The sequence below is a fragment of the Rubrivivax soli genome (genome assembly GCF_049810355.1).
Lineage (GTDB): Bacteria > Pseudomonadota > Gammaproteobacteria > Burkholderiales > Burkholderiaceae_C > Rubrivivax.
Genome location: NZ_CP187368.1, coordinates 5,688,138 through 5,713,229 on the forward strand (window position 1 = coordinate 5,688,138; position 25,092 = coordinate 5,713,229).

At 68.1% G+C, this 25,092-nt stretch carries 25 protein-coding genes; 19 read left to right on the plus strand and 6 right to left on the minus strand.

What is annotated here, in order from left to right; genetic code table 11:
- Positions 1-7 precede the first annotated feature (7 nt).
- Positions 8-697 (plus strand): response regulator, encoded by a 690-nt coding sequence (locus ACPOLB_RS26155; RefSeq protein WP_425258993.1) that lies wholly within the window; start codon positions 8-10, stop codon positions 695-697.
- Positions 694-2,115, plus strand: a complete 1,422-nt coding sequence (locus ACPOLB_RS26160) for a sensor histidine kinase (protein WP_425258994.1) — start codon at positions 694-696, stop codon at positions 2,113-2,115. Before ACPOLB_RS26155 ends, ACPOLB_RS26160 begins: the two co-directional genes overlap by 4 nt.
- A gap of 39 nt (positions 2,116-2,154) precedes the next feature.
- On the opposite strand, the gene ACPOLB_RS26165 is transcribed toward ACPOLB_RS26160, so the two are convergent.
- Complete coding sequence (locus ACPOLB_RS26165) at positions 2,155-2,631, minus strand: DUF192 domain-containing protein (protein ID WP_425258995.1); 477 nt, start codon at positions 2,629-2,631, stop codon at positions 2,155-2,157.
- Positions 2,632-2,670: 39 nt separating this feature from the next.
- On the opposite strand from ACPOLB_RS26165, the gene ACPOLB_RS26170 reads away from it, so the two are divergent.
- From ACPOLB_RS26170 to ACPOLB_RS26210, 9 genes are read left to right on the plus strand one after another with little or no spacing between them, the layout of a single operon-like run.
- Entirely contained in the window at positions 2,671-4,917 is a 2,247-nt protein-coding gene (locus ACPOLB_RS26170) for a heavy metal translocating P-type ATPase (protein WP_425258996.1), read from the plus strand.
- Positions 4,918-4,930: 13 nt separating this feature from the next.
- Positions 4,931-5,137: a cbb3-type cytochrome oxidase assembly protein CcoS gene (ccoS, locus tag ACPOLB_RS26175; protein WP_425258997.1), complete on the plus strand. Its 207-nt coding sequence runs from the start codon at positions 4,931-4,933 to the stop codon at positions 5,135-5,137.
- 16 nt (positions 5,138-5,153) lie between these two features.
- Positions 5,154-6,593 carry a cytochrome-c oxidase, cbb3-type subunit I gene (gene ccoN, locus ACPOLB_RS26180; RefSeq protein ID WP_425258999.1) on the plus strand — a complete coding sequence of 480 codons (1,440 nt, stop codon included), beginning with the start codon at positions 5,154-5,156 and terminating at the stop codon, positions 6,591-6,593.
- Positions 6,594-6,615: 22 nt separating this feature from the next.
- The gene (gene ccoO, locus ACPOLB_RS26185; RefSeq protein ID WP_425259000.1) at positions 6,616-7,236 is read left to right on the plus strand and encodes a cytochrome-c oxidase, cbb3-type subunit II; all 621 of its coding nucleotides are present in this window, start codon (positions 6,616-6,618) and stop codon (positions 7,234-7,236) included.
- 13 nt (positions 7,237-7,249) lie between these two features.
- Positions 7,250-7,417: a cbb3-type cytochrome oxidase subunit 3 gene (locus tag ACPOLB_RS26190; protein WP_425259001.1), complete on the plus strand. Its 168-nt coding sequence runs from the start codon at positions 7,250-7,252 to the stop codon at positions 7,415-7,417.
- Positions 7,414-8,328, plus strand: coding sequence for a cytochrome-c oxidase, cbb3-type subunit III (gene ccoP / locus ACPOLB_RS26195; protein ID WP_425259002.1), 915 nt, complete (start codon positions 7,414-7,416; stop codon positions 8,326-8,328). Before ACPOLB_RS26190 ends, ccoP begins: the two co-directional genes overlap by 4 nt.
- A gap of 13 nt (positions 8,329-8,341) precedes the next feature.
- Positions 8,342-9,808 carry a cytochrome c oxidase accessory protein CcoG gene (gene ccoG, locus ACPOLB_RS26200; RefSeq protein WP_425259003.1) on the plus strand — a complete coding sequence of 489 codons (1,467 nt, stop codon included), beginning with the start codon at positions 8,342-8,344 and terminating at the stop codon, positions 9,806-9,808.
- A 29-nt stretch (positions 9,809-9,837) separates the two neighbouring features.
- Positions 9,838-10,083, plus strand: coding sequence for a nitrogen fixation protein FixH (locus tag ACPOLB_RS26205; protein WP_425259004.1), 246 nt, complete (start codon positions 9,838-9,840; stop codon positions 10,081-10,083).
- 13 nt (positions 10,084-10,096) lie between these two features.
- A complete protein-coding gene (locus ACPOLB_RS26210) occupies positions 10,097-10,354 on the plus strand; it encodes a hypothetical protein (RefSeq protein ID WP_425259005.1) in 258 nt (85 codons plus the stop codon).
- A 21-nt stretch (positions 10,355-10,375) separates the two neighbouring features.
- On the opposite strand, the gene fnr is transcribed toward ACPOLB_RS26210, so the two are convergent.
- A complete protein-coding gene (gene fnr, locus ACPOLB_RS26215) occupies positions 10,376-11,113 on the minus strand; it encodes a fumarate/nitrate reduction transcriptional regulator Fnr (RefSeq protein WP_425259006.1) in 738 nt (245 codons plus the stop codon).
- 191 nt (positions 11,114-11,304) lie between these two features.
- On the opposite strand from fnr, the gene hemN reads away from it, so the two are divergent.
- The 5 genes from hemN (at position 11,305) to ACPOLB_RS26240 (ending at position 16,620) form a co-directional block, all read left to right on the plus strand.
- On the plus strand, positions 11,305-12,693 hold the full coding sequence (gene hemN, locus ACPOLB_RS26220; RefSeq protein ID WP_425259007.1) for an oxygen-independent coproporphyrinogen III oxidase: 1,389 nt from the start codon (positions 11,305-11,307) through the stop codon (positions 12,691-12,693).
- A gap of 3 nt (positions 12,694-12,696) precedes the next feature.
- On the plus strand, positions 12,697-13,389 hold the full coding sequence (locus ACPOLB_RS26225) for a sulfite exporter TauE/SafE family protein (RefSeq protein WP_425259008.1): 693 nt from the start codon (positions 12,697-12,699) through the stop codon (positions 13,387-13,389).
- A 100-nt stretch (positions 13,390-13,489) separates the two neighbouring features.
- Positions 13,490-14,743: an NADP-dependent isocitrate dehydrogenase gene (gene icd / locus ACPOLB_RS26230; protein ID WP_425259009.1), complete on the plus strand. Its 1,254-nt coding sequence runs from the start codon at positions 13,490-13,492 to the stop codon at positions 14,741-14,743.
- A gap of 200 nt (positions 14,744-14,943) precedes the next feature.
- On the plus strand, positions 14,944-16,209 hold the full coding sequence (locus ACPOLB_RS26235; RefSeq protein WP_425259010.1) for a tyrosine-type recombinase/integrase: 1,266 nt from the start codon (positions 14,944-14,946) through the stop codon (positions 16,207-16,209).
- 12 nt (positions 16,210-16,221) lie between these two features.
- Positions 16,222-16,620: a hypothetical protein gene (locus ACPOLB_RS26240; protein ID WP_425259011.1), complete on the plus strand. Its 399-nt coding sequence runs from the start codon at positions 16,222-16,224 to the stop codon at positions 16,618-16,620.
- Here ACPOLB_RS26240 and ACPOLB_RS26245 read toward each other — a convergent pair whose 3' ends face one another.
- Positions 16,621-19,395: a conjugal transfer protein TraG N-terminal domain-containing protein gene (locus ACPOLB_RS26245; RefSeq protein ID WP_425259012.1), complete on the minus strand. Its 2,775-nt coding sequence runs from the start codon at positions 19,393-19,395 to the stop codon at positions 16,621-16,623. It lies immediately after the preceding gene.
- A 448-nt stretch (positions 19,396-19,843) separates the two neighbouring features.
- On the opposite strand from ACPOLB_RS26245, the gene ACPOLB_RS26250 reads away from it, so the two are divergent.
- The 3 genes from ACPOLB_RS26250 to ACPOLB_RS26260 all read left to right on the plus strand — a co-directional run bounded on the left by ACPOLB_RS26250 (position 19,844) and on the right by ACPOLB_RS26260 (position 22,030).
- Positions 19,844-20,797: a DUF3034 family protein gene (locus tag ACPOLB_RS26250; RefSeq protein WP_425259013.1), complete on the plus strand. Its 954-nt coding sequence runs from the start codon at positions 19,844-19,846 to the stop codon at positions 20,795-20,797.
- A 64-nt stretch (positions 20,798-20,861) separates the two neighbouring features.
- Positions 20,862-21,365 carry a group I truncated hemoglobin gene (locus ACPOLB_RS26255; protein WP_425259014.1) on the plus strand — a complete coding sequence of 168 codons (504 nt, stop codon included), beginning with the start codon at positions 20,862-20,864 and terminating at the stop codon, positions 21,363-21,365.
- A gap of 29 nt (positions 21,366-21,394) precedes the next feature.
- A complete protein-coding gene (locus ACPOLB_RS26260) occupies positions 21,395-22,030 on the plus strand; it encodes a cupredoxin domain-containing protein (RefSeq protein ID WP_425259015.1) in 636 nt (211 codons plus the stop codon).
- Positions 22,031-22,289: 259 nt separating this feature from the next.
- Here the strand turns inward: ACPOLB_RS26260 and ACPOLB_RS26265 are convergent, their stop codons facing one another.
- From ACPOLB_RS26265 to ACPOLB_RS26275, 3 genes are read right to left on the minus strand one after another with little or no spacing between them, the layout of a single operon-like run.
- A complete protein-coding gene (locus ACPOLB_RS26265; RefSeq protein ID WP_425259016.1) occupies positions 22,290-23,744 on the minus strand; it encodes a conjugal transfer protein TraH in 1,455 nt (484 codons plus the stop codon).
- A 47-nt stretch (positions 23,745-23,791) separates the two neighbouring features.
- Positions 23,792-24,703, minus strand: a complete 912-nt coding sequence (traF, locus tag ACPOLB_RS26270; protein ID WP_425259017.1) for a conjugal transfer protein TraF — start codon at positions 24,701-24,703, stop codon at positions 23,792-23,794.
- A gap of 10 nt (positions 24,704-24,713) precedes the next feature.
- Positions 24,714-25,004, minus strand: coding sequence for a hypothetical protein (locus ACPOLB_RS26275; RefSeq protein ID WP_425259018.1), 291 nt, complete (start codon positions 25,002-25,004; stop codon positions 24,714-24,716).
- Between the last annotated feature and the right edge of the window lie 88 nt (positions 25,005-25,092).

A 25,092-nucleotide genomic window follows, 5' to 3' on the forward strand; every position in this document is an offset into this window, starting at 1 on the left:
GGCCGCGATGCGGATTCTTCTCGTCGAAGACGACCGCGCGCTGAGCCTGGGCATCCAGCACGCGCTGGAGCGCGAAGGCTGGCGCGTCGACGTGCTGGCCGACGGCGAACAGGCGATGGGCGAGGGTGCTGCCGGCCAGCACGACCTGGCCGTGCTCGACCTGGGCCTGCCGCGCCGCGACGGGCTGAGCGTGCTGCGCCACTGGCGTGCCCAGGGTGCGCGCATGCCGGTGCTGCTGCTCACGGCGCGCGACGAGCTCTCCGACCGCGTGCAGGGCCTGGACGCCGGGGCCGACGACTACCTCGTCAAGCCGTTCGACCTGCCCGAGCTGCTGGCCCGGCTGCGTGCGCTGCGGCGCCGCGCCGCCGGCCGCATCGGCGAGACGCTGGCACTCGGTGAACTGGAGCTCGACCTCATCGACCGCGAGCTGCGCTTTCGTGGGGAACGCGTCGCGCTCAGCCCGCGCGAGCTGGCGCTGACCGAGCTGCTGATGCAGCGCGCCGGTCGTGTGGTGTCCAAGGACTCCATCGTGGCACGGCTGTCCAGCTGGGAGTCCGACTTCAGCGAGAACTCGGTCGAGGTCTACGTGCACCGGCTGCGCAAGCGCTTCGCCGAGCTGGGCGCCGTGATCAAGACCGTGCGCGGCTTCGGCTACGTGATGGAGTCGGCCGACGGCGGCGCAGCACCGCCGCCATGAGCACCACCGACGGCGCCGGCCACGGCCCCAGCCTGCGGCGCCGCCTGCTGCAGCCGCTGGCCTGGAGCTGGCTCGTCGGGCTGGCGCTGGCCACGCTGGGCGCGGGCCTGCTGGCCCGCGGCAGTGCCAACAGCGCCTTCGATCGCGGCTTGCAGGACGAGGCGGCGGCCCTGGCGGCCAAGGTGACCTGGTCCGACCGCGGCCCGCTGCTCGACGTCAGCCGCCAGGTGCTGGAACTGCTGACCTGGGACAGCGCCGACCGCAATGCGTTCGCCATGATCGACATCGACGGCTTCGTGCTCGCCGGCGACGCGACGGTCCCGATCCCGCTGGACCGCAGCGACAGCTTCGCCAAGCCCAAGCTGTTCGACGCGCAGCTCGACGGCGAGCCGGTGCGCGGGGCGGTGTTCTCGGTGACGTCGCCGATGCTGGACCGCGTCGTGGCGATCATCGTCGTCGAGACGCGGCGCAAGCGCGCCGACCTCGTGCGCGACCTGCAGTTCAGCATCGTGATGCCGGCCCTGGTGCTGGGCATCCTGACCTTCCTGATGCTCGACTTCAGCGTGCGCCGCGGGCTCAGGCCGCTGCGCGAGGTCGGCAACGAGGTCGCCGTGCGTGAGATGCACGACTGGCGGCCGCTGTCGCTGGCCCACGTGCCGGCCGAGGCCGTGCCGCTGATCGAGCGCATCAACCAGCTGCTGCAGGACGTGCAGCAGAACGTGCTGCTGCAGCGCCGCTTCGTCGCCGACGCCGCGCACCAGCTGCGCACGCCGGTGGCCGGCATTCGCGTGCTGGCGCAGGAACTCGAACGCGAGCTGGCCTCCGATGCCGCCGCTGCGGGCGCCGGCCATTGGCGGCCGCTGCTGTCCGAGTTGCGCGGCTCCAGCGAGCGGCTGACGCGGCTGATCGGTCAACTGCTGAGCCTGGCGCGCTCGGAGACCGCGCTGACGATGAACGCCGAGCACCAGCCGCAGGACATCGTGCCCCTGTTGCGCGAGGCCACCGAGCCGCTGGTGCTGCAAGGCCTGCGCGAAGGCCGCAGCATCGAGCTCGACGCACCCGAGGCGCCCGTGATCGCGCGCGCGCATCCGATCTGGCTCGGCGAGGTCGTGAACAACCTGCTCGACAACGCGCGCCGCTACGGCGGCCCGCAGATCCTGCTGCGCGTGCGCGCGCATGCCGACGGCGGTGCCGAAGTCACCGTCGAGGACGACGGCCCGGGGGTGCCCGAGGAGCAGATGTCGCGCCTGTTCGAGCCCTTCTGGCGCGGCGAGCGTGCCGACCTGCGCAACGACGGCGGCACCGGGCTGGGGCTGACCATCGCCCGCGAGATCGTCGAGCGGCTCGGCGGCACGCTGCAGGCGCGCAGCCGGCCCGAGTTTGCCGGCATGCAGTTCATCGTGACGCTGACGGACTGACGCGGGTTTGCGTCGGCGCCGCCGACGCCGATGGCGGCCTCAGGGCTGGAACGGTGCCCCGCCGATCTTGGCGCCCGCCTGCAGGCCGCGCTTGGCGAACCAGCCCTGGCGCATCTCGAGCGCGAAGCGCACCGGCTTGGCCGAGCAGTGCGACTGCTCGGACTGCGGCTGCATGTCGGCGATGTTGACGATGCTGCCGTCGTCGGCCAGGAAGGCGATGCTCAGCGGGATCAGCGTATTGCGCATCCAGAAGCAGCGCACGCCCGGCGTGTCGTTGACGAACAGCATGCCTTCGTTCATGCCCATCTCGCGGCGGAACATCATGCCGATGGCCTGCTGCTCGGGCTGCACCGCCAGTTCCGCCTGGATCACGTGCATGCCGGCGGTCAGGCGGGTCGTGGGCAGCTTGGGCTGTGGCCCCGTCTGTGCCGACGCAGGCCCTGCCAGCAAGGCCGGCAACGCTGCCAGCAGCGCGGCCGAAAGCAGGGAGGGCAAGCCGGTCTTGATGTATGTCATGGGCTGGAGGACGATGGGTCCGTACATTATCGCCAGCCCATGACTGCGTTCGCGGAGACCTCTTCCTTGCCCCAGGGTGCCGCGCCGGCGCGCCTTGCGGTCGTCGACGATCCGCTGGAGCAGGGGCGCTTCACACGCTGGGTGGTGGGCACCGGCGGCGAGCGTCTCGGTGAATCGGCGCTGCAGCTGTCCGGCATGCACTGCGCCGCCTGCAGCGGCATCATCGAGCATGCGCTGCTGGGCGTGGGCGGCGTGCGCAGCGCGCAGGTCAGTGCCGCCGGCCAGCGCGCCGTGGTGCGCTGGGACCCGGCGCAGACGCAGCCCTCGGCGCTGATCAATGCCGTGCGCGGCGCCGGCTACGACGCCGTGCCCGATGCCGCGGCCCCCGCGCGCGAACTGCGCCGGGCCGAGCACCGCACGGCCGTGTGGCGCCTGTTCGTCGCCAGCTTCTGCGCGATGCAGGTGATGATGTTCGCCACGCCCAGCTACGTGGCCGGCCCGGGCGAGTTGGCCGACGACATGCGGCAGCTGCTGAACTGGGGCAGCTGGCTGCTGTCGCTGCCGGTGCTGTGGTTTGCCGCCGGCCCGTTCTTCAGCGGTGCCTGGCGCGGCCTGCGGCAGCGCCGCATCGGCATGGACGTGCCGGTGGCGCTGGGCATCGCCGTCACCTTCATCGCCAGCAGCGGCGCCACGTTCGCGCCCGGCGGCCTGTTCGGGCACGAGGTCTACTTCGACTCGCTGACCATGTTCGTCAGCTTCCTGCTCGGCGGGCGCTATGTGGAGCTGCGTGCGCGGCACCGCGCGGCGGCGGCGCTCGAGTCCGCGCTGGCCCGATTGCCCGAGAGCGCCGAGCGCATCGCTGAAGATGGCAGCAGCACCACCGTCAGCGTGCAGCGCCTGCAGCCCGGCGACTGCGTGCGCGTGGCGGTGGGCCAGGCCTTCCCGGCCGACGGTGTGCTGCTGTCGGGCCACACCCAGGCCGACGAGGCGCTGCTCAGCGGCGAATCGGTGCCGGTCGACAAGCCCGCTGGCGCGGCCGTGGTGGCCGGCAGCGTGAACCTGGGCGCGCCGGTGCTGGTGCGCGTCGAGCGGGTCGGCGCCGACACGCGCTTCGAGGCGATCGTCTCGATGATGCGCGACGCGATGTCGCAGCGCCCGGCGCTGGCGCGCGCAGCCGACCGCTGGGCGCCGCCGTTCCTGTGGGCCGTGCTGGTGCTGGCCGGCGGCGCTGCCGCGGCCTGGAGCGTGATCGATCCGTCGCGTGCGGTGTGGGTCGCGGTGTCGGTGCTCATCGTCACCTGCCCGTGCGCGCTGTCGCTGGCCGCACCCGCCACGCTGGTGGCCGCGGCCGGCGGGCTGGCGCGGCGTGGCGTGCTGGTGCACCGGCTCGACGCGCTGGAGCCGCTGGCCACGACGCGCCGCCTCTTCATCGACAAGACCGGCACGCTCACCGAAGACCGGCCGACGCTCACCGAATGCCGCCTGCTCGCCGACGAGCCGCTGCTGGCCGAGCAGGCCGCCTCGCTCGCGGCCTGGTCGCGGCACCCGCTGTCGCAGGCGCTGGTGGCGGCCGTGCCGGATGTTCCGGCGCTGTCCTGGCATGCGATCGAGGAGGTCGCCGGCCAGGGCCTGTCGGCCACCGATGCGCAGGGCCGCCCATGGCGGTTGGGTGCGGCTGCCTGGACCGGGGCGGCGCACGACGGCGCCATCCAGGTCTGGCTCGCGCGCGACGGCCGCGTGCTGGCCGGCTTCGGCTTCGACGAGACGTTGCGGCCCGATGCCGCCGAGGCCGTGGCCGCGCTGCGCGCCGACGGCGTGCACGTCACGCTGCTGTCGGGCGACACCGCGGCGCGCGCGCAGCGGCTGGCGCAGCGGCTGGGCATCGACGACGTGGTCGCCGCGGCCACGCCCGAGGACAAGCTGGCGGCGGTGGCCGCGGCGCAGGCGCAGGGCGGCCCGGTGGCGATGGTCGGCGACGGCATCAACGACGCACCGGTGCTGGCGCGGGCCGACGTCTCGCTGGCCATGGGGCAGGGCGCGCTCGTGTCGCGCGCGCAGGCCGATGCGGTGATCGTGTCGAACCGGCCGCTGGACCTGGTGCGCGCGCAGCACACGGCCCGCCGCGCGATGCGCATCGTGCGCCAGAACCTGTTCTGGGCCGCGGCCTACAACGCGGCTTGCATCCCGCTGGCGCTGGCCGGCTGGCTGCCGCCCTGGGCCGCCGGCCTGGGCATGGCGCTGAGCTCGCTGTTCGTCATCTTCAATGCACTGCGCGCCGGGCGCTGAAGCAGTCCACGCCATGGAAATCCTGTACCTGCTGATCCCGCTGTCCGCCGTGCTGGTGCTCGGCATCATCGGCGTCTTCGGCTGGGCGCTGCAACGCGGCCAGTTCGAGGACCTGGAAGGCGAGGGCGCGCGCATCCTGCAACACGATGTCGCGGCAGTTGATGGCGATCAAGGCCCGCGTCAGGACGCACCCGAACAATCGCCGAAAGTCCATTCTTGAAACGAGGAGAAGCCTGATGGCCAATTCGACTGCACCGGCTGCGACGGTGTACTACGACACACCGGTGAGACTGTTCTCGCTGGTGGCCGTGCTGTGGGGGATCGTCGGCATGCTGGTCGGCGTGGTCATCGCCGCGCAGCTGACCTGGCCCGAGCTCAACTTCGGCATCCCGTGGCTCAGCTATGGCCGGCTGCGGCCTCTGCACACCAACGCGGTGATCTTCGCGTTCGGCGGCAGCGTGCTGTTCGCCACCAGCTACCACGTCGTGCAGCGCACCTGCCAGACGCCGCTCTTCCTGCCCAAGCTGGCGATGTTCACGTTCTGGGGCTGGCAGCTGGTGATCGTGGCCGCGGCGATCTCGCTGCCGCTGGGCTACACGACCAGCAAGGAGTACGCCGAACTCGAGTGGCCCATCGACCTGCTGATCGCGGTGGTGTGGGTGGCCTACGCGGTGGTGTTCTTCGGCACGGTGGGCATCCGCAAGGTGCGCCACATCTATGTCGCGAACTGGTTCTTCGGCGCCTTCATCCTGGCGGTGGCGCTGCTGCACATCGTCAACTCGGCGGCCATTCCGGTGACGCTGACCAAGAGCTACTCGGCCTACGCCGGTGTGCAGGACGCGATGGTGCAGTGGTGGTACGGCCACAACGCGGTGGGCTTCTTCCTGACCGCGGGCTTCCTGGGGATCATGTACTACTACATCCCCAAGCAGGCCGGCCGCCCGGTGTACAGCTACCGCCTGTCGATCGTGCACTTCTGGGCGCTGATCTTCACGTACATGTGGGCGGGTCCGCACCACCTGCACTACACCGCGCTGCCCGACTGGGCGCAGAGCGTGGGCATGGTGTTCTCGCTGGTGCTGCTGGCGCCCAGCTGGGGCGGCATGATCAACGGCATCATGACCCTCAGCGGTGCCTGGCACAAGCTGCGTGACGACCCGATCCTGAAGTTCCTGATCGTGTCGCTGTCGTTCTACGGCATGAGCACGTTCGAGGGCCCGATGATGTCGATCAAGACCGTCAACGCGCTCAGCCACTACACCGACTGGACCGTCGGCCACGTGCACAGCGGTGCGCTGGGCTGGGTCGGCCTGATCTCGATGGGCGCGCTGTACTACCTGATCCCGCGCATGTACGGCAAGACCGAGATGTACAGCAAGCGCGCGATCGAGCTGCACTTCTGGATCGCGACCATCGGCATCGTGCTGTACATCGCCGCGATGTGGATCGCCGGCGTGATGCAGGGCCTGATGTGGCGCGCGGTCAACCCCGACGGCACGCTGGTCTACAGCTTCGTCGAGAGCGTGAAGGCCACGTTCCCCTTCTACGTCATCCGCCTGGGCGGTGGCCTGCTGTACCTGACGGGCATGCTGATCATGGCCTGGAACACGGTGATGACGGTCAAGGGCAGCAAGGTCGCCCAGGCCCCCGTGCCGCTGGTGGCGGCCCACGCCTGAACAAGAAGAAGGAACACACACCATGGCACAGACCCATGCCCCGCGTGGTCACGAGAAGATCGAGACCAGCAACTTCCTGATGATCGTGCTGATCCTGCTGACCATCGCGGTCGGCGGCATCGTCGAGATCGTGCCGCTGTTCTTCCAGCGCAGCACGTCGCAGCCGGTGGAAGGCCTCAAGCCCTACACCGCGCTGCAGCTCGCCGGGCGCGACATCTACCAGCGCGAGGGCTGCTACAACTGCCACTCGCAGATGATCCGCCCCTTCCGCGCCGAGACGCTGCGCTACGGCCACTACTCGATGGCCGGCGAGTTCGTCTACGACTACCCCTTCCAGTGGGGCAGCAAGCGCACCGGCCCCGACCTGCACCGCGTGGGCGGCAAGTACAGCGACGAGTGGCACCGCATCCACCTGATCAACCCGCGCGACCTGGTGCCCGAGTCGAACATGCCGGCGTACCCGTGGCTGGAGACGGCCACGGTCGACGCCGAGGGCATGGCCCCGCGCATGAAGGCCCTGCGCACGCTGGGCGTGCCCTACACCGATGCCGAGATCGCCAAGGCGGCCGACGACGTGAAGGGCAAGACCGAGCTCGAAGCCATGATCGCCTACCTGCAGGTGCTGGGCACCGCGGTGAAGTGAGGGGGCCGCGACCATGGACATCAACCTCTTCCGCACCGGCGTCACGGTGATGGGCCTGGTGCTCTTCCTGGGCATCGTGGTCTGGGCCTGGCAGAGCAAGCGCCAGGGCAGTTTCAGCGAGGCGGCGCAGTTGCCCTTCCTCGACAAGGACAGTGCCGAACAGGCAGGAGAACGGCAATGAGTGACTTCTTCAACAGCGGCTGGTCGCTGTTCGTCGCCGGCATCACCGTGGTGAGCCTGGTGTTCTGCCTGGTGCTGCTGGTCATCGCCAGCCGCCGCAAGGTGATGGCCAGCGACAACTCCACCGGCCACGTCTGGGACGTGGACCTGAAGGAGATGAACAACCCGCTGCCGCGCTGGTGGGTGGGCCTGTTCGTCATCACGGTGGTCTTCGGCGCCGTGTACCTGGCCTTCTACCCGGGGCTGGGCAGCAACCCCGGCACGCTGAAGTGGAGCAGCACCGGCCAGCACGCGACCGAGATGGAGAAGGCGCGCACCCAGATGGCGCCGCTGTACGCCAAGTTCACGCCGCTGGGTGCCGAGGATCTGGCCAAGGACGCACAGGCCATGGCCATCGGCGAGCGGCTGTACGCGAACAACTGCGCACAGTGCCACGGCTCGGATGCCCGCGGCAGCAAGGGCTTCCCGAACCTGACCGACAGCGACTGGCTGTATGGCGGCACGCACGACAAGATCAAGGAGACCATCACCGGCGGCCGCCAGGGCAACATGCCCCCGATGGCCGCGGCAGTGGGCACGGCCGAGGACGTGAAGAACGTCGCCCAGTACGTGCTGAGCCTGTCGGGCAGCCCGCACAACAGCGTGGCGGCGCAGCTCGGCAAGGCCAAGTTCACCGCCTGCGCGGCCTGCCACGGTGCCGACGGCAAGGGCAACCAGGCCCTGGGCGCACCGAACCTGACCGACAAGGTCTGGCTGCACGGCTGGGGCGAGCAGGCGATCGTGAACATCATCACCGCGGGCAAGCTCAACGTCATGCCGGCGCAGGCCGCGCGCCTGAGCCCGGAGCAGATCCACGTGCTGGCCGGCTACGTCTGGAACCTGTCGCAGACCGCGACCGTCGCCGCCAAGTGATCTGCCTGCATCGATGACCGAGACCGCCGCGCGCGCGCAGTCCGCCGCCCACCCGAACCCGGACAGCGACGACGCCGTCGTCGCGGTGGTGTCGCTCTACGCCAAGCAGAAGAAGATCTACGCCCGCGCCGTCAGCGGCTGGTTCGCCGGCTGGCGCTGGGCCCTGGTGTGGGGCACGCAGCTGCTCTTCTACGGGCTGCCCTGGCTGGAGTGGAACGCCCGCCAGGGCGTGCTGTTCGACCTGGGCGCGCGGCGGTTCTACATCTTCGGGCTGGTGCTGTACCCGCAGGACTTCATCTACCTGACGGCCATCCTGATCATCTCGGCCTACGCGCTGTTCCTGTTCACGGCGGTGGCAGGGCGGCTGTGGTGCGGCTACGCCTGCCCGCAGACCGTCTACACCGAGATCTTCATGTGGATCGAACGCAAGTTCGAGGGCGACCGCATGGCCCGCATGAAGCTCGACGGCGGCCCCTGGACGCTGAACCGGCTGTGGCGCAAGACCGGCACGCAGGCGGCCTGGATCGCCTTCGGCCTGTGGACCGGCATCACCTTCGTCGGCTACTTCACGCCCATCCGCGAGCTGGTGCCGGCGGCCGCCAGCCTGGCGCTGGGGCCGTGGGAATGGTTCTGGGTGCTGTTCTACGGCTTCGCCACCTACGGCAACGCCGGCTACATGCGCGAGCAGGTCTGCAAGTACATGTGCCCGTACGCGCGCTTCCAGAGCGCGATGTTCGACAAGGACACGCTGATCATCAGCTACGACGCCGAGCGCGGCGACCCGCGCGGCACCCGCTCGCGCAAGATCGACGCCCGTGCCCAGGGCCTGGGCGACTGCATCGACTGCGGCCTGTGCGTCGACGTGTGCCCCACCGGCATCGACATCCGCAACGGCCTGCAGTACGAATGCATCGGCTGCGCCGCCTGCATCGACGTCTGCAACGGCGTGATGGACAAGATGAAGTACCCGCGCGGGCTCATCCGCTACGCCACGCTGAACGGCATGACCAAGCACCTCACGCGGGGCGAGATGCTGCGCGGCATCTTCCGCCCGCGCGTGCTCGTGTACAGCGCCATCCTCGTGCTGGTGGTCGGCGCGCTGATCGCCAGCCTGGCCCTGCGCAGCCCGTTCCGTGTCGACGTCGTGCGCGACCGCGCGACGCTGGCGCGGCTCGTCGACGACGGTCAGATCGAGAACGTCTACCGCCTGCAGGTGATGAATGCCACCGAACTGCCGCAGCGCTACGCGCTGCAGGTGAGCGGCCTGCCGGGCATCGGGCTGCAGGGCCAGGAAGCCTTCGAGGTGGCGCCTGCCGAGGCGCGCTGGGTCACCGTCTCCGTGCGCGTGCCGCCCGAAGCCGCCGCCGCGGCCGGCGCCGGCGCCCACCCCATCCAGTTCGGCATCGAGCGGCTGCCGTCGGCCGACGACGCGCGCAGCGTGCGCGAAGTCGAGAAGTCCACCTTCGTGGTGCCGCGCTGAGTCTCTCTTCGACCTCCAGGACATCGACGATGAACACCTCCACCGCCCCCGCCGCCACCCCCGCCGCACCCCAGCCGTGGTGGCGCTTCGGCATGGTCTGGCTCGTGATCGGCGGCCCGCTGACCGTGGTCGTCGCCGGCATCGCCACGGCGGTGATCGCCGTGCGCGGGGCCGACCCGGTGCTCGACACCCGGCCCGCGCCTGCCGGCAAGGTGCAGGCCGAGACGCCCGCCATGCAGGGCCGCAACCATGCGGCCACCCCGCAGCAGCCTTGACGGACCACGCGCCATGCAACGCCTGAAGAAGCAAGCGATGGCCATCGCCTGGCCGGCCTTCCTGATGGCCGGCGTGCTGGAGATCGTGGTGTTCTCGCTGGTCGACCCGCAGTCGCTGCACTGGTTCGGCGGCGCGCCGGTGACGCTGAGCGCCACCGCGGTCTACTCGCTGGCGTTCTTCCTGTTCTGGATCGTGATCGCGGCTGCCGGCGCGATGTCACACCTGCTGGCCGAGAGCGCCACCGAGATCAACAGCCGCAGCTTCCGCTGAGCGCTGCAGCCCCCGGCGACCTCAGCAGGCCGTGCTGTTGACCAGCTTCTGCAGCGCCGCCGGGTCGAGCACGTGGATGTGGCGCTGCTTGACTTCCAGCACGCCGTCGTCCTGGAACTTGCTGAAGGTGCGGCTGACCGTCTCGAGCTTCAGGCCCAGGTAGCTGCCGATCTCTTCGCGCGTCATGCGCAGGATCAGCGAACTGGCCGAGAAGCCGCGTGTCTGCAGCCGCTGCGTCAGGTTCAGCAGGAAGGCGGCCAGGCGCTCCTCGGCGCGCATGCTGCCCAGCAGCAGCATCACGCCGTGGTCGCGCACGATCTCGCGGCTCATGATCTTGTGGAACTGACGCTGCAGGTCGCTGAACTCGCGCGACAGGTCTTCCAGCTCCTGGTACGGGATGACGCACACCTGGCTGTCCTCGAGCGCCACCGAATCGCAGGTGTGGCGCTCGGTGCCGATGCCGTCCAGCCCGAGCAGTTCGCCGGCCATCTGGAAACCGGTGACCTGGTCGCGGCCGTCTTCGGACGACACGCAGGTCTTGAAGAAGCCCGTGCGCACCGCGTACAGGGCCTGGAAGGGGTCGCCGGCGCGGAACAGGGTGTCTCCGCGCGCCACCGAGCGCCGCGTGGCCACCATGTCGTCCAGGCGTTCCAGCTGGTCGTTGCTCATGCCGACGGGCAGGCAGAGTTCACGCAGGTTGCAGCTGGAACACGCGACCTTGAACGGTTCAAGACGGATGCCGGTGTTCGCTGTGGTCATGGGGTGCCGTTGTTGGTTGGAGGGCCCTGGGAGCGCCCGGGACCGCGGCGTTGCGCAGTATGACCCATGACTTCGCTCAAGGACGGGAGCGATTCTTCGCCGTGTGGCCACTGCGGCGCTTGAGCCAGATCAAGGAGTCCGGACTGGGTTTTGGCACAGTGGCGTGCGTCATGAACCAACCGCCCGCAACGATGACCCCGCTCGTGCCCGACTCCCTGCTCCGCCGCCTGGACGTCCCGGGTCCGCGCTACACCTCCTACCCGACCGCCGACCGGTTCGTCGAGGCCTTCGGGCCGGCGCAGTACACGCAGGCGCTGCGCCAGCGTGCCGAAGGCGCCAACGTCGGCGGCACGCCGCCGCTGTCGGTGTACGTGCACATCCCGTTCTGCGAATCGGTGTGCTACTACTGCGCCTGCAACAAGGTCATCACCAGGCACCACGAACGCAGCCGGGAATACCTGGACGCGCTGGATCTCGAGATCGCGCTGCACGTGGCCGAACTGGGGCCGAACCAGGCCGTGTCGCAGCTGCACCTGGGCGGCGGCTCGCCGACCTTCCTGTCCGACGGCGAACTGGCGGACCTGATGGCGTCGCTGCGACGCAGCTTCAAGCTGGTCGCGGGCGCCGAGATCTCGATCGAGGTCGACCCGCGCACGGCCACGCCCGACCGCCTGCGCCACCTGGCCGGGCTGGGCTTCAACCGCATCAGCTTCGGCATCCAGGACTTCGACCCCCAGGTGCAGCAGGCGGTGCACCGCGTGCAGTCGTTCGAGAGCGTGCGCGACCTGATCCAGGCGGCGCGTGCGCTGCAGTTCGAGTCGATCAACACCGACCTGATCTACGGCCTGCCCAAGCAGACCCCCGAGTCGTTCGCACGCACCATCGCGCAGGTCGCCGAGCTGCGGCCCGACCGCATCGCGCTCTATGCCTATGCCCACCTGCCGGCGCGTTTCAAGCCGCAGCGGCGCATCATCCAGAGCGACCTGCCGTCGGCCGAGCACCGCATCCGGATGCTGGGCGGCGCGCTCGCGGGCTTCATCGGCAGCGGCTACACCTACATCGGCATGGACCACTTCGCGCTGCCGGGCGATTCGTTGTCGGCCGCGCGCCGCCAGGGCCGCCTGCACCGCAACTTCCAAGGCTACAGCACGCAGCCCGACTGCGACCTGATCGGCCTGGGCGTGTCGTCGATCGGCCGCATGGGGGCCACCTACAGCCAGAACGCGAAGACCCTGCCCGAGTACTACGACGCCGTGCGCCAGGGCCAGTTCCCGGTGGTGCGGGGCCTGGCGCTGACCCGTGAAGACCTGCTGCGCCGCGCGGTCATCATGGCCCTGATGTGCCAGGGCCGCGTGGAGTTCGAGTCGATCGAGCTCGCGCACCTGATCAAGGTGCGCGAGCACTTCGCGCCCGAACTGGCGCGGCTCCAGCCGATGGTGGAGGGCGGGCTGGTGGAAATCACCGACAGCGCGATCCAGGTCACGGCCAGCGGCTGGTTCTTCGTGCGCGGCGTGGCCATGGCGTTCGACAAGTACCTGCAGACCGACCAGGTGCGGGAGCGCTTTTCGCGCATCATCTAGGGCGTGGACTTCGCTCTCTTCGTCAGCGCCCTGATGCTCGGCCTGGCCGGCGCGCCGCATTGCACGGTGATGTGCGGCGCGGCCTGCACGGCCGTGGTGGGCCGCGGCGGCAGCGGCACGCAGATCAGCTTCCAGCTCGCGCGCATGGCCAGCTACGCGCTGGCAGGCGCGCTGGTCGCCTCCAGCGTGGGGCTGCTGTCGACGCTGGGCCAGTGGAGCCCGGCGCTGCGGCCCTTGTGGAGCCTGGCCCATGCGGCGGCGCTGGGTCTGGGTCTGTATCTGCTGTGGCGCGGGCGCCAGCCGGCCTGGCTGGAGAACCTTGGCCGCGGCGCGCAGCGCGTGGCCAGCGCCCCGGATGCGCAGGGTTGGCAGCGCATGCAAGGCCCCGTGCGGGGCGCTGCGGCCGGCAGCCTGTGGGCCGCCTGGCCCTGCGGGCTGCTGCAGAGCGCGCTGGTGGTGGCGGCGCTCGCCAACACGCCGGCGGGCGGTGCCGCCGCGATGGCCGGCTTTGCGCTGAGCAGCGGCCTGGGGCTCGTGGCCGGTCCGCTGCTGTGGCAACGGCTGGGCGGTGGCACCCTGGGCGCCGGTGCCGTGGTGTGGGCCACGCGCGCCGCAGGCGCGATGCTGGTCGCGGCCTCGGGCTGGGCCCTGGGCCACGGCCTGTGGCAGCAGTGGGTCGCCTACTGCGCCACCTGAAGCCGCCACGCGGCGCGATCGTCAGACCATTGACAGGCCCGTGCCCTAGAATTTGCGGTTTCGCACGACCACCGCAACGCGGACCCTGGAGACCGACAACATGTACCAGCACATCAAGGTGCCCGAGGGCGGGCAGAAGATCACGGTCAACGCCGACTTCTCGCTCAACGTCCCTGACCAGCCCATCATCCCGTACATCGAGGGCGACGGCACGGGCCTCGACATCACGCCGGTGATGCTGAAGGTGGTCGACGCCGCCGTGGCCAAGAGCTACGGCGGCAAGCGCAAGATCCACTGGATGGAGGTCTACGCCGGCGAGAAGAGCACCAAGGTCTACGGCCCCGACGTCTGGCTGCCCCAGGAGACGCTGGACGTCGTGCGCGAGTACGTCGTCAGCATCAAGGGCCCGCTGACCACGCCGGTGGGCGGTGGCATCCGCAGCCTGAACGTGGCGCTGCGCCAGGAACTCGACCTCTACGTCTGCCTGCGCCCGATCCAGTACTTCAAGGGCGTGCCCAGCCCGGTGAAGGAGCCCGAGAAGACCAACATGGTCATCTTCCGCGAGAACTCGGAAGACATCTACGCCGGCATCGAGTTCGAGGCCGAGAGCGACAAGGCCAAGAAGCTCATCAAGTTCCTGCAGGACGAGATGGGCGTGAAGAAGATCCGCTTCCCGAACACCTCGGGCATCGGCGTCAAGCCGGTCAGCCGCGAAGGCACCGAGCGCCTGGTGCGCAAGGCGATCCAGTACGCGATCGACAACGACAAGCCCAGCGTGACCATCGTGCACAAGGGCAACATCATGAAGTTCACCGAAGGTGGCTTCCGTGACTGGGCCTACAACCTGGCGATCAAGGAGTTCGGCGCCGAGCTCATCGACGGCGGCCCGTGGTGCAAGTTCAAGAACCCGAAGACGGGCAAGGACATCATCGTCAAGGACAGCATCGCCGATGCGTTCCTGCAGCAGATCCTGCTGCGCCCGGCCGAGTACAGCGTGATCGCCACGCTGAACCTGAACGGCGACTACGTGTCCGACGCGCTGGCTGCGCAAGTGGGCGGCATCGGCATCGCTCCGGGTGCGAACCTGAGCGACAGCGTGGCCATGTTCGAAGCGACGCATGGCACGGCGCCCAAGTACGCCGGCAAGGACTACGTGAACCCGGGCTCCGAGATCCTGAGCGCCGAGATGATGCTGCGCCACATGGGCTGGACCGAGGCCGCCGACCTGATCATCGCGAGCATGGAGCGCTCCATCCTCAGCAAGAAGGTCACCTACGACTTCGCGCGCCTGATGGAGGGCGCGACGCAGGTCAGCTGCTCGGGTTTCGGGCAGGTCATGATCGACCACATGTGATCTCGCTCCACGGCGTCTCATGGCGCCCCGTAAGCCCCTGATTTTGTTGAAGAAATCAGGGGCTTCGTCTTTTCAGCACGTCTCACGGCAGACCACGAAATCCCGCCCTTTTGGCGTACCTAAAGGCGGGTGGAGAGGAGAAAAACCCTCCAAATTCCTCCATTTGGAGGGGGCCGCCAATTGCCCTTGTGAGACCCTGCATGAGACTCTGCAACTACTCCCTGACCCCGACCCGGATTAGCAGCGCGAAGCCGCGCTCTCGCCTGTACAAACTCACTGACGGTGGGGGCTTGTTCGTCGAGGTCAGCGCCGCCGGGCTCAAGACTTGGCGCTACCAGTACCGGTTTGGCGGGAGCCGCCGAGAGATCACGATCGGCAAGTTCCCGGAGGTCGGCGTCGCCGATGCTCGCGAGAGGCACTTTGAGATGCGGGCGATGCTTGAGCGCGGCATCGACCCGCTCGATGCCCGTCGGCAGCAAGAGAGTGCACGTCGCGAGCGATCTGCAGAAGCCCGAGCGGCAGGCGACGACTTCGAGTCGTTCGCGCGCCGCTGGATCCGGGAGCGCTTGGCGACAAAGTCGGAGACCTACCGACGCCAGGTCGAGTCAAGACTGGAGAGGTTCGTGTGGCCCGAGATCGGCAGCAAGCCACTCAGCGCAGTTCGGCCGGCTGACGTTCTGCAAATTATCGAGGCTCGGAGAGGCACGCCGAAAACGGCGGAGGGCGTCAGGCAGCACATCCAGCAGATCTACAACTACGCGATCCAGAAGCTGCTCGTCGAGGTCAACCCGGCCTTGCCACTGCGAGGCGTCATCGAGGTGCCTGCTGCCGAGCACCACCGGCATCTGACAGAGCTAGAACTGGGAGCCTTCTGGCGGTCGGTGGCGAAACAAGGCGCGCACTTCGTGACCATCGCTGCCACCCGGATGCTGGTGTACACGATGTGCCGCAAGTCAGAGGTGCTGCGGGCTCGGTGGCGCGAGTTCGATCTCGAGCGGGCCCAGTGGGACATCCCGGCCGAGCGCATGAAGATGAAGGCGCCGCACCGTGTCTACCTGTCCCGGCAGGCACTTGAACTCCTCGGGCTGCTGAAGGCATTCGGCTCGGAGCCGCAGGCCTATGTGTTCCCGTCGGTGCTTCGTGCCGCGGTGCCGCTCGGCGACGCAACGCTGAACCACTTTTTCAAGCGACTCGACTTCGGCGTTCCGGACTTCTCGCCCCATGGGGCCAGAGGCACGGCAGCGACCTTGCTTCGTGAGCACGGCTTCAGCCGAGAGGTGGTCGAGTTGCTACTGGCGCATGCCGAGCGAAACAAGGTGACGGCCGCGTATCACCATCACGAGATGGCTGACGAGCGGCGGCGCGCGCTCCAGTACCTGGCGGATCAAGTCGATAGATTGGCCAGCGCATCCGTCGCTGGCTCAACGGTGTCTTCTGTCGGTCGTGAGCACCGCGTGACCGCGTGAAGCGACTTGGGGATGCGGATGTTGCAGTCGAGCATTGTCTACAACGCAGGCGTTGGCAGTACCCTGATGCCGAAACTGTTTCTACTGGATCGCGGGAGGCTCGACTTGCGACTGGCTCTCTTCCTTGCGATCGTCGCGGCAGGTGCAGTCGCAGGCTTCGCAACCGGCAGCGGTGAGGACAGTGCCACAAGGCTTGTTCTCGCCGGTATCGGCTCGTTGATCGGCGCTGCGACCGGCGGGGCGGTCCTCAAGCTCGGAGGCACCAAGGGGCCAAACACGGGTACAGGAGGCGCGATTCCAGGTTCAGGCGTGACTTCCGAGGATCTCGCGGCCAACTATTGGCGCGACAAGGGACACCCGCCCTTCATGAAGCCCCCTGACGGCGACGCGCCATCCCGCGGGCCTGATTGACTACCGCTTGATGATCCCCTTGACCGCGTCCTTGGCATCTTGAACGGTCTCGGCTGTGTCCCGGGCCACTTGCCGTGCTGCGCCTTTGAACAGAGACTGGTGCGGGGAGATCGTTCCGTCGTCGGCGCGCCCGGGGCTTCGCTCGTTATCGAACTCTTGCCCGCGAGCAGCAGTTCGGCCGCGGAGGTCGTCCGACGACGCCTGAATCTGCTGGCGAGCATCGTTTGGTTCGGTCGTGGGTAGTCCCGGTGGAGCGACTAGAAGAGGAGCCTGACGAACCGCGCCCGTCCCCTTTCGATATGCGGCTTCGATGTCCGGCGTGACTCGCGCTTCACCGCCATTAGTCGTGTAGAGATGGCGGACGTCGTCAAACGATGACGGCATGCCAGTGCCATCGCTGAAGTTTCGGGTTGGAGCCAGCGCCTGTCGGGCAAGTTCAGCGCTCAGCAGCTGTTGAGCGGACGCGCTCGTACCACCGTACTGTTCAGCGTACCGAGTGAACATCGCCAGGTTGTAGGGATCCTGCGCAATGTCGATTGAAATCGAATCGCCTCTCTCCCTGGCAACGGCAAGCCGCTCAGAGAACGCGGTGCGGTCGGCAAGGGAAGCATCTGCGCGGGCGGAGCGCGCGGTTGTGGTGGCGATCCTCGACGACAGTTCGCGTGCTTCGCGAGCATCGGTGGCTACAAGGCTCGCGACGGAACTGTCGCGCGACACGCGATCACCGAACTGCTTGAACTCCGAGGCCTGCTCTGACGTGAGCGCACCAAGCACTTTCCGCTCATCTGCACTCAGTCCGGAAAGGTAGGTCTTGTCTGCACTCGCGTTCAGTTGGGCGCCAACGAACCGCGCATTGAATCCGGCGTGACCTGTAACGCCAAGCGCAATGCGAGCGACCTGAGACTGTGTCAGCCCAGTGGACTCGGAAACGCTTCGGGAGATCTGATCCAGCCGACCGATGGTTTGCCCCAACTGCTCGAAGCTGCTGGATGTCGACCCCGTGCTGCTCCGCGAGGACTTCAGTTTGGCCAAGCCCTTGGTGAACGCCTCGGACAGCACCGCCGAACGTTCGGTGTTTGCAGCGACCGCCTCGCTGCGGGCTGCGTCGACCTGGCGGCTGGCGTCCTGCACGTCCTGTTCGCTCACGCGCATCGAGACGACCCGGGACGCGTAGCCCTGGTTGCGCAGCAGGCTCACGGCGGTCCGGCCGGTCAGCATGTTCGACGAGAAGGTGTTGCCGCTGACGTCGTTCTGCCAGTTACTCATGAATGCGGACGTCCGGTTAGGTGCGAGCCGTATCTGGTCCATGCCGACGTTGCCGAGGGCGAGGTTCCCAGTGGCCATGCTGCCAGTGGTCGTTGCAACTGTTGACGCCAGTCCCGTCAGGCCGCCGGCAACAGCTGCGCCGAAGGTCTCCATCCGCTTGAGGACCGCCCATGCAATCAATGGAATGGTTGCAGACAGGTAGCCAACGACGGCCTCGCCTGAGATCGCCCGGGCGTAGATTGTCGATGCCGTCTGAAGCGACAGCGCCTTCGCGCCGCTACCCAGCTCTGCCGCCGCGGCAATGTCGTAGGCGGCGTACACCGAAGCCATGTAGTTCAGGATCGCGTACAGAGGGGGCCAGAGCTGAACCCAGATCAGCGTGGTGACATAGCCCTTGAACGCGAGCATCGTCTCCCGCCCACTCGTGAGCAGCATCAGAAGCACGACAAGCGGAAAGAGGGCGTAGGTCAAGGCTTCGATGACGTTCCTGAAGACAGGCAGCGCCTGCTCGGCCACCTTCCCTGCGTTGAGCCAACCAGCGTTGCGCTGCGCCACCGACTGGGCCCGCCCGACGGCCAGCACCATGGCCGCTGGGTCGTTCACCTTTTGTCCGATGATGTTGCTGGTGTCGTTGATGGCATTCAGCACCGCATTCTGGCGGATGAGGTCGGCCGCCGTCGCGGCTGCAGTCGCGATGCTGTTCTTCAGATAGGCCTGCTGGATCTGCCCGGCGATGGCGGCATTGGCGGCTGCAGCCGGCAGCGTCGGATTCAGCTGGAAGGCGAGCTTGCCCTGGATGCGGGTCAGCTGCGCCGGTAGCCGGCCGTTGAGGTTCGTGTAGGCATTCGGGCAGGTGTCGACGGTGATCGAGCCGCCGGCACTCGTCAATGTTGTGAATCGGGCCGGGTTGGGCGATGCCATCAGGGACCACACGTCGTCCGAGCTCGAGAACGTGCCCGGATCGACCGTGCCGTCGATCAGGTCGTACATCGTGCAGTTGTGGATGAAGTTGATCAGGTCCGTGCGGAAGTTCGGATCCTGGAACGTGACGCCGCCTGTCTCCCGGATGAGACGGTTGCCGAACATCAGGCCGTTCTTCTCATAGCTCAGTTCGCTTGGCAGGGCGCCGACACCCGGGATGACCTGGAAGGCAGTCTCGAACAGGCCCGTGAGCGTGTGCCCAACTGTGCTGGTGACGCTGCCGAGGAAGGCCACGCCGAACGGGACGTTGGCCACCACCTTCACGGCGGATCCGCCGGTCTTGTCGACGACGCCCACGGTCACCCGCGGCACGATGAGGACGGAGAACACCAGCAGCACCGTCGCCAGCCACTTCCACCCCTGCAGCTTCTCCGGCGCGAAGGCATAGGCCACCAGCGCTGCGATGAACCCGCAGAAGGCCACGGCGGCGACCGCCGCCATGTAGTCGCCGGAGCCATGGATGGCCGCTGCGGCATTGAAGATGCCGAACAAGCTGTCGGCGTTCTGGTAGGCGTAGATCTCCCACATGCGACGCTCCTGGTGGAGATTGCATGGTGCTGCGAGACAAGCAAGGTGTCGGACGGGAACGCCCGGGCTTGGCCGGGGGATATCGGGTTTAGTGGATCTGAAGTCGATCCGACTTGGGCCGGCCGAGCAAACCAGGTACATCAGGCGACGCGTCACCTTCTGGAGCCTCATGAACCCGCACGGCGGTGGCGGTGGCGGTGGCGGTGGCAGTGGCGACGGCCGGGGCAGGCCGATGCTGAGGCGCTAGCTGGTGCCGCCTGCCGACCGCATTGCACGTCATCCGAATCACGGGCTTGCGTTGTAGTGCGCCGTGCGTTCCTACCGACACAGATGCATCCGATTACAAGGCAGCTGCGTAACCGTGGTCAGGCGCATCAATGCCTGACCACTCCAGAGGATGTTTCGTCCTATGCAACCCGGTAAAGCTCGCAGGACCCTTCGCAACACGTTGATCAGTCCGCTGGGCAGCGCCGTGCTGCCATGCCTGCATCCCGTCTGTCGGCTGCTGCTGGCCGCCGGTGCGCTGCTCGGCGCGGCCGCCGGTCAAGCCGCAACGGGCAAGCTGCTGCTGACCGGGGGCGTCAGCAGCGTCGAAGGTGCAGCGGGCGGCGGCATCTCTCCCTGGGCGCTGGTGGGCACGCAGGCCACGGAGGGGGAGGTCGGCGGCAGCGCGTTCGGCAGCCGGGTCGTCACGCGCGACTACGAGCTGGGCGTGACCGGTGTGGCGCTGTCCTGGAATAACCGGATCGAGTTTTCTCTGGCCCAGCAGACGCTGGACACGGGCGTGACTGGCAGCGCCCTGGGTCTAGCCGGCCTGCGATTGCGCCAGGACATCGCAGGCCTCAAGTTGCGCTTGGCGGGCGACGCGGTGCTGGACAGCGACACCTGGGTGCCGCAGTTCGCCATCGGCCTGCAAGCCAAGGCTTTGAGGGACAGCGGTCTGGATCCAACGCTACAGGCCCTGGGGGCCAAGCGCCGGGGCACCGATGTCTATCTCAGCGCGACCAAGCTGCTCCTCGCGCGAGGGCTGCTTGTCAACGGCACGCTGCGCCTGACCCGGGCCAATCAGAACGGCTTGCTAGGCCATGGTGCCACGCTAGGTGGCGACGACAGCGGTTACACCCTGCAGCCAGAGATGTCGGTGGCTTGGCTGCTGAATCGCCGGCTGGCGGTGGGACTGGAGTACCGCGCCATGCCCGACAGGCTGAAGCGCGCTGGCGCCGCCGCCGGCCTGGGCGATGGTCTGCGCGCGGGCGACTGGGCCGACGTCTTCGTCGCCTGGGCGCCCAGCCCGCACCTGTCGTTGACGGCCGCATATGTTGATCTCGGCCGCGTCGTGCCCGCAACCACTGGCCAACGCCGCCAGACCGGCACCTACGTCTCGGCGCAGCTGGCACTTTGATGGCTGTGCCGCGCTGCCACCCGCCGAATCTCCACTTGAAGCCCCGCGCGACCGAAGGCACGTCATGAAGCTGATCACGACCACATTGCTTGCCGCCGGAGGCATGCTGTTGAACTTCAGTTTGGCGTTTGCGCAGGCCACCAGCGCCCCGGCGCCGAGCCTCCAGACTGCACCGACACCGAGCAAGGCCTCTGCCTACCCGGTGGCGCCGGCGCCTGGTCTCTACCAGGCCTTGGGCGAACAGGTCGGCATCCAGGTGTTGATGGATGACTTCGTCCGCCGCCTGATGAGTGAGGTGCGCTTCGGCGATCGATTCACTGGCACCAAGCCCGATTTGCTGTCCAAGCGCCTCACCGAGCAGGTGTGTGTGCTGAGCGGCGGTCCCTGTGTCTACAAGGGCGCAAGCATGAAGGACTCGCATGCCGACATGGGCATCACCCGTGCCGAGTTCAACCTGTTGGTGGAGGTGCTGCAGCAGGCCATGGACGCCCGGGACATTCCTTTTGTGCGGCAGAACCAGTTGCTGGCGGTGCTGGCGCCCATGCACCGAGACGTGGTCGGGCAATGAGGACCATGGCCCGTCTGCATGCGGCAGGCGTGGCGCTGCTGCTGTGTGCTGCCCCAACAGCCGAGGCCGCCAGCCTGCAGGTGTCGGTGCTGGCCACCGACGGCAAGCCGCTGGTCGACGCCGTGGTGGTGGTCGAGCCCCTGGCGCCAGGTAGCACGCGCACGCCCGTGCCCGTACAGGCCACCATCCGGCAGGAACGGATGCGCTTCGCGCCCGCACTCACCGTGGTACCGGTGGGCTCGCGCGTGCGCTTCACCAACCTCGACAGCTACGAGCACCACGTGCGCGGGCGTCCCGCCGGCGCCGTGCTGCTGGAAAGCAACCCCGGGGGCAGCAGCTTTGAGCTGCGCGTAGGAGCCGCTACCGATGGCCGCGCCGACGTCAGCCAGGAGGTGGTGGTGGCGGAGGCGGGCCCCTTGGAGCTGAGCTGCCACCTGCACAGCGTCATGCGCGGCCACATCTTTGTGGCCCAAACCCCCTGGGTGGCGAAGACCGACGCCAACGGCAATGCCACGGTCACCGACCTTCCCGAAGGCGCAGCCCAGGTCCGTCTGTGGCACGGCGACCAGCTGCTGCCATCCGTTCCCGTGGCTGTGAACCTGGGTGTCACCACCACGCTGGCACTGCCGACGCGGGTACTGCCGCGCGGCCGCTCCCGGCGTTGAGTCGGCCACTGTCGGACCAGGGGATCCCAAGAGAACGGCCGGTTGCGGGGTGCGTGCGCCGGCCCTTCAGCACAGCTCTGCGATGACGGCGAGGTGGCGTCCAGGACTGGTGGCCTGTCGACCAGAGGTGAGAAGCCAGGGAACAGGGTGTCCACGTTCCTGTAGACCTGGATCTCCCAAGAGCCGCGCTTGTGGTGACGGGTCCGCCCAAATGCTGCCGGCGCTGCGCCTGCGGAAGGCAGTACTGTCCTGCCGAGCGTCATCGGGCCTGGAACGCCGCCTGCTGTCCCAGCATGTCCATCACGTGCTGCGGCATGCTCGACCGCAGCTGCCGCTCGAGCTGCTCCAGGTGGCTGGACACTGCCCGGAACGAGCCGACCTTCTGGTACAGCAGGTTCTTCTCCTGCGACAACTGCAGCAGCATGGCTTGGGCTCGTTGCCGCATCAGGTTGGCGCGATCGCGCTGCGTCTGCTGCAGGGTGTAGTCCTTGTCCAGCGCCGCCATGCCCACGCGCAGGTTCCGCTCCAAGAAGACGTAGGCGTAATCGGCCGCGATCACGTCGCGGTACTGCGCGATCAGGCTGTCGGACAGCCCCGAGCCGGGAATCGTCGCGCCGATCGAGAGCATCTTGTAGACCGGCTCGGTGGTCTGGTTGACGAAGCCGACCTCAGCCGAGTTGTTCGGGATCGCCGTTCGCGTGGCGATCTTGTCGGCGATCGAGCGCATCATGGTCTCGACGCGAGCGGTGAAGGGCGTGTGGGTGTAGCTGGTGTTCAGCGTCACCACGTCGCAGTCGGTGTAGTTGTTGCACCGGAGCAGGTGCTGCGTGACGTTGGTGCCGGTGCCCGCCGCCTGGCCGTACAGCAGCTGGCTGATCGAGGTGATCGTCGGCGCCACGGGCTCGGGGTCCAGCGCCGCATCCTCTGGGTAGAAGATCACCGTGCCGACGATGCTCATGATGAGCTCGCGCTCCTGGTCGTCGAGGTAGGTGCCGGTGCGCTGCAGCGCCTTCCAGGTCAGGTTGCCGACGAAGGGCGCCTTGTTGCGGATGTTGGCGTCGCCCGAGGATCGGGCCGAGGCCAGGATGCCGGGGCGGTCGGTCGCACAGCGGCGGCGCGCGGCGTCCCGGTCGGTCTCCAGGCCCATCTCGATGGCCAGATCGGAACAGGCCTCCTGCGAGCTGAAGCCTGCTGCCTCGGCGGCCGTGCTGACGATGGCCTTTGCGGTCTCGCAGGAGTTGATGCGCGCGTTGTTGATCCAGGTCTCCAGGCCCTTGGCCCACTTTGTCAGCCCGCCCAGCAGCGGCGAGACCGACTCCAGCGCCAGCTGGAAGGCGATGCCCGGCAGAGCGGCCGTGATGTTGCGCAGCATGTTCTTGAACTCGGCCGCCGAGATGTGCGAGAAGGAGCCGCCGAACACGTCGATGCCGCCGCAGCCGGCGCGTGCGCTCGGAAACTGGATCGCCGCGAGCTGGTAGACCTTGTTCGGTGCCCGCATGAACAGGCTGCCCCCGGTGTAGGTGTTGAAGGTCTGGCCGCGGAACGCACCCGGTGCGGTGTAGTTCCCGATGGCGCCCAGGCTGTTGAACATGTTGTTCACCTCGGCGTTCAGGTCACCGGCCCGCAGTGGCGTGGGACCCACGGCGAGGGCGGAGCAGCACAGCGCGACCACCACAGCGCGGTGCGGGGACCGGTCGGCGTCGGTACGCTTCATCGGGGGCTCCTTTGGCTTTCTGTCTGCGCTGGTACGGGCTAACCGCCTCAGCGCTGATGGGTCAATCGGGCCTGGGCCTGCAGGCCGCCAGTCGCGCCCAGGAAAGGTGTGGCGGCGCTGTCGGGTGAGGCCGTGACCATCGAGATGCGCTCGACCAGTTGCGCCTCGGACAGCACGCCGAAACCGATCGGGGTGATCTTTCCGGTGAAGGGCTGGGCGAGGTAGACGGCGGGAACCTGGCTCACCCGCAGCGTGGTGGCGATCCCGTTGTCCCGCCGGGCATCCGCGAAGCCGGGGATCGGGCCACCGTCGACGCTGATCGCGACCACCTTGATGCCGTGCCGGGCCTGGAAGGCCTCGAGCGTCGGCGCGAAGGCATGGCAGTAGGGGCAGTCGCTGCGGAAGAAGAAGAACAGGACGTGGTCGCGTCCCAGGGCGCTGATGGACTGGCTGCGCTGGGCCGTCTGAAGCTGGTCGAACACCTCCAGGGCCTTCGCGTTCACCGGGCGTCCCTGGATCGTGGGGTCGAGCTCGGGGCTGGCCCACGCGATGCGCTGCGCCACGTCGGCGAAGGTGGATGCGCGCGACACCACCTGGGCCTCCAGCTCCATGTAGCGGCGTACGTTGGCTTCGGTCGGCCGCATGATGGCGATGTGCCGGCGCTCCTCGAGGGCCTTCTGCAGGCGCTCGAACTCGACGAGCTCGGGGGGCTTGGCGGGCAACCGCCGGGGTGCAGTGGCGGCGCTCGATGCAGGTGTGGCCTGCTGCGGCGCGGAAGCCGGTGGTTCGGGCGGCGGGATCTCCGGCTCCTCGTAGAAGTGCCAGCCGCGCCAGTTGTCGGACCAGTACGGCCGTCCGGGGTCCTGCGACTGCGCAAATGCGATCGTCCCGCTGCCGAGCATGGCAAAGAAGCAGATTGCGAGCCGAGCTTGGCGCGAGGCAGGGCGGCGCAGCGTCATGGGCGCCTCCTCACGACAGCGACCGCGGCGGCTGGCCGTCACGGCAGTAGTTGATGCCGAAGTCGATGGTCTGCCGCCGCGGTGCCTGCACGCCGCCAGCGCCGTAGTTCGGCAGCTGCACGCCGTCTTGCCAGAAGCGCACGTTCAGGCGACTGCAGCCGGGCTGGGCGTAGCGCTTCTCGGTACTCACGTCGATGTAGATCGGCGTCGTGGCGTTGAAGCGTTTCGAGATCGCGTCGGCGACCTCGCCCACCAGGATTCCGTGGGCCTTGCCGTCGGGTGCGTCCAGGGCCGAAAGCATCAGCTGCCTGGCATCGCGGACCGGCAGTCTTTCCTGAGCCATGGCCGCGCTGACGAACAAGGCGCATGCGGCGCCGATCCGAACGGTG

Bases quoted from the DNA above. Each gene is read 5' to 3' on its own strand.
- ACPOLB_RS26160 (WP_425258994.1), top strand. From the start codon at position 694: ATGAGCACCACCGACGGCGCCGGCCACGGCCCCAGCCTGCGGCGCCGC.
- traF (WP_425259017.1), bottom strand. From the start codon at position 24,703: ATGACGCTGCGCCGCCCTGCCTCGCGCCAAGCTCGGCTCGCAATCTGC.
- ACPOLB_RS26235 (WP_425259010.1), top strand. From the start codon at position 14,944: ATGAGACTCTGCAACTACTCCCTGACCCCGACCCGGATTAGCAGCGCG.
- ACPOLB_RS26165 (WP_425258995.1), bottom strand. From the start codon at position 2,631: ATGACATACATCAAGACCGGCTTGCCCTCCCTGCTTTCGGCCGCGCTG.
- ccoS (WP_425258997.1), top strand. From the start codon at position 4,931: ATGGAAATCCTGTACCTGCTGATCCCGCTGTCCGCCGTGCTGGTGCTC.
- ACPOLB_RS26255 (WP_425259014.1), top strand. From the start codon at position 20,862: ATGAAGCTGATCACGACCACATTGCTTGCCGCCGGAGGCATGCTGTTG.
- ACPOLB_RS26190 (WP_425259001.1), top strand. From the start codon at position 7,250: ATGGACATCAACCTCTTCCGCACCGGCGTCACGGTGATGGGCCTGGTG.
- icd (WP_425259009.1), top strand. From the start codon at position 13,490: ATGTACCAGCACATCAAGGTGCCCGAGGGCGGGCAGAAGATCACGGTC.
- ACPOLB_RS26210 (WP_425259005.1), top strand. From the start codon at position 10,097: ATGCAACGCCTGAAGAAGCAAGCGATGGCCATCGCCTGGCCGGCCTTC.
- ACPOLB_RS26205 (WP_425259004.1), top strand. From the start codon at position 9,838: ATGAACACCTCCACCGCCCCCGCCGCCACCCCCGCCGCACCCCAGCCG.
- ccoN (WP_425258999.1), top strand. From the start codon at position 5,154: ATGGCCAATTCGACTGCACCGGCTGCGACGGTGTACTACGACACACCG.
- ACPOLB_RS26245 (WP_425259012.1), bottom strand. From the start codon at position 19,395: ATGTGGGAGATCTACGCCTACCAGAACGCCGACAGCTTGTTCGGCATC.
- ACPOLB_RS26275 (WP_425259018.1), bottom strand. From the start codon at position 25,004: ATGCTTTCGGCCCTGGACGCACCCGACGGCAAGGCCCACGGAATCCTG.
- ACPOLB_RS26170 (WP_425258996.1), top strand. From the start codon at position 2,671: ATGACTGCGTTCGCGGAGACCTCTTCCTTGCCCCAGGGTGCCGCGCCG.
- hemN (WP_425259007.1), top strand. From the start codon at position 11,305: ATGACCCCGCTCGTGCCCGACTCCCTGCTCCGCCGCCTGGACGTCCCG.
- ccoO (WP_425259000.1), top strand. From the start codon at position 6,616: ATGGCACAGACCCATGCCCCGCGTGGTCACGAGAAGATCGAGACCAGC.
- ccoG (WP_425259003.1), top strand. From the start codon at position 8,342: ATGACCGAGACCGCCGCGCGCGCGCAGTCCGCCGCCCACCCGAACCCG.
- ACPOLB_RS26265 (WP_425259016.1), bottom strand. From the start codon at position 23,744: ATGAAGCGTACCGACGCCGACCGGTCCCCGCACCGCGCTGTGGTGGTC.
- ACPOLB_RS26240 (WP_425259011.1), top strand. From the start codon at position 16,222: ATGCGGATGTTGCAGTCGAGCATTGTCTACAACGCAGGCGTTGGCAGT.
- fnr (WP_425259006.1), bottom strand. From the start codon at position 11,113: ATGACCACAGCGAACACCGGCATCCGTCTTGAACCGTTCAAGGTCGCG.
- ACPOLB_RS26155 (WP_425258993.1), top strand. From the start codon at position 8: ATGCGGATTCTTCTCGTCGAAGACGACCGCGCGCTGAGCCTGGGCATC.
- ccoP (WP_425259002.1), top strand. From the start codon at position 7,414: ATGAGTGACTTCTTCAACAGCGGCTGGTCGCTGTTCGTCGCCGGCATC.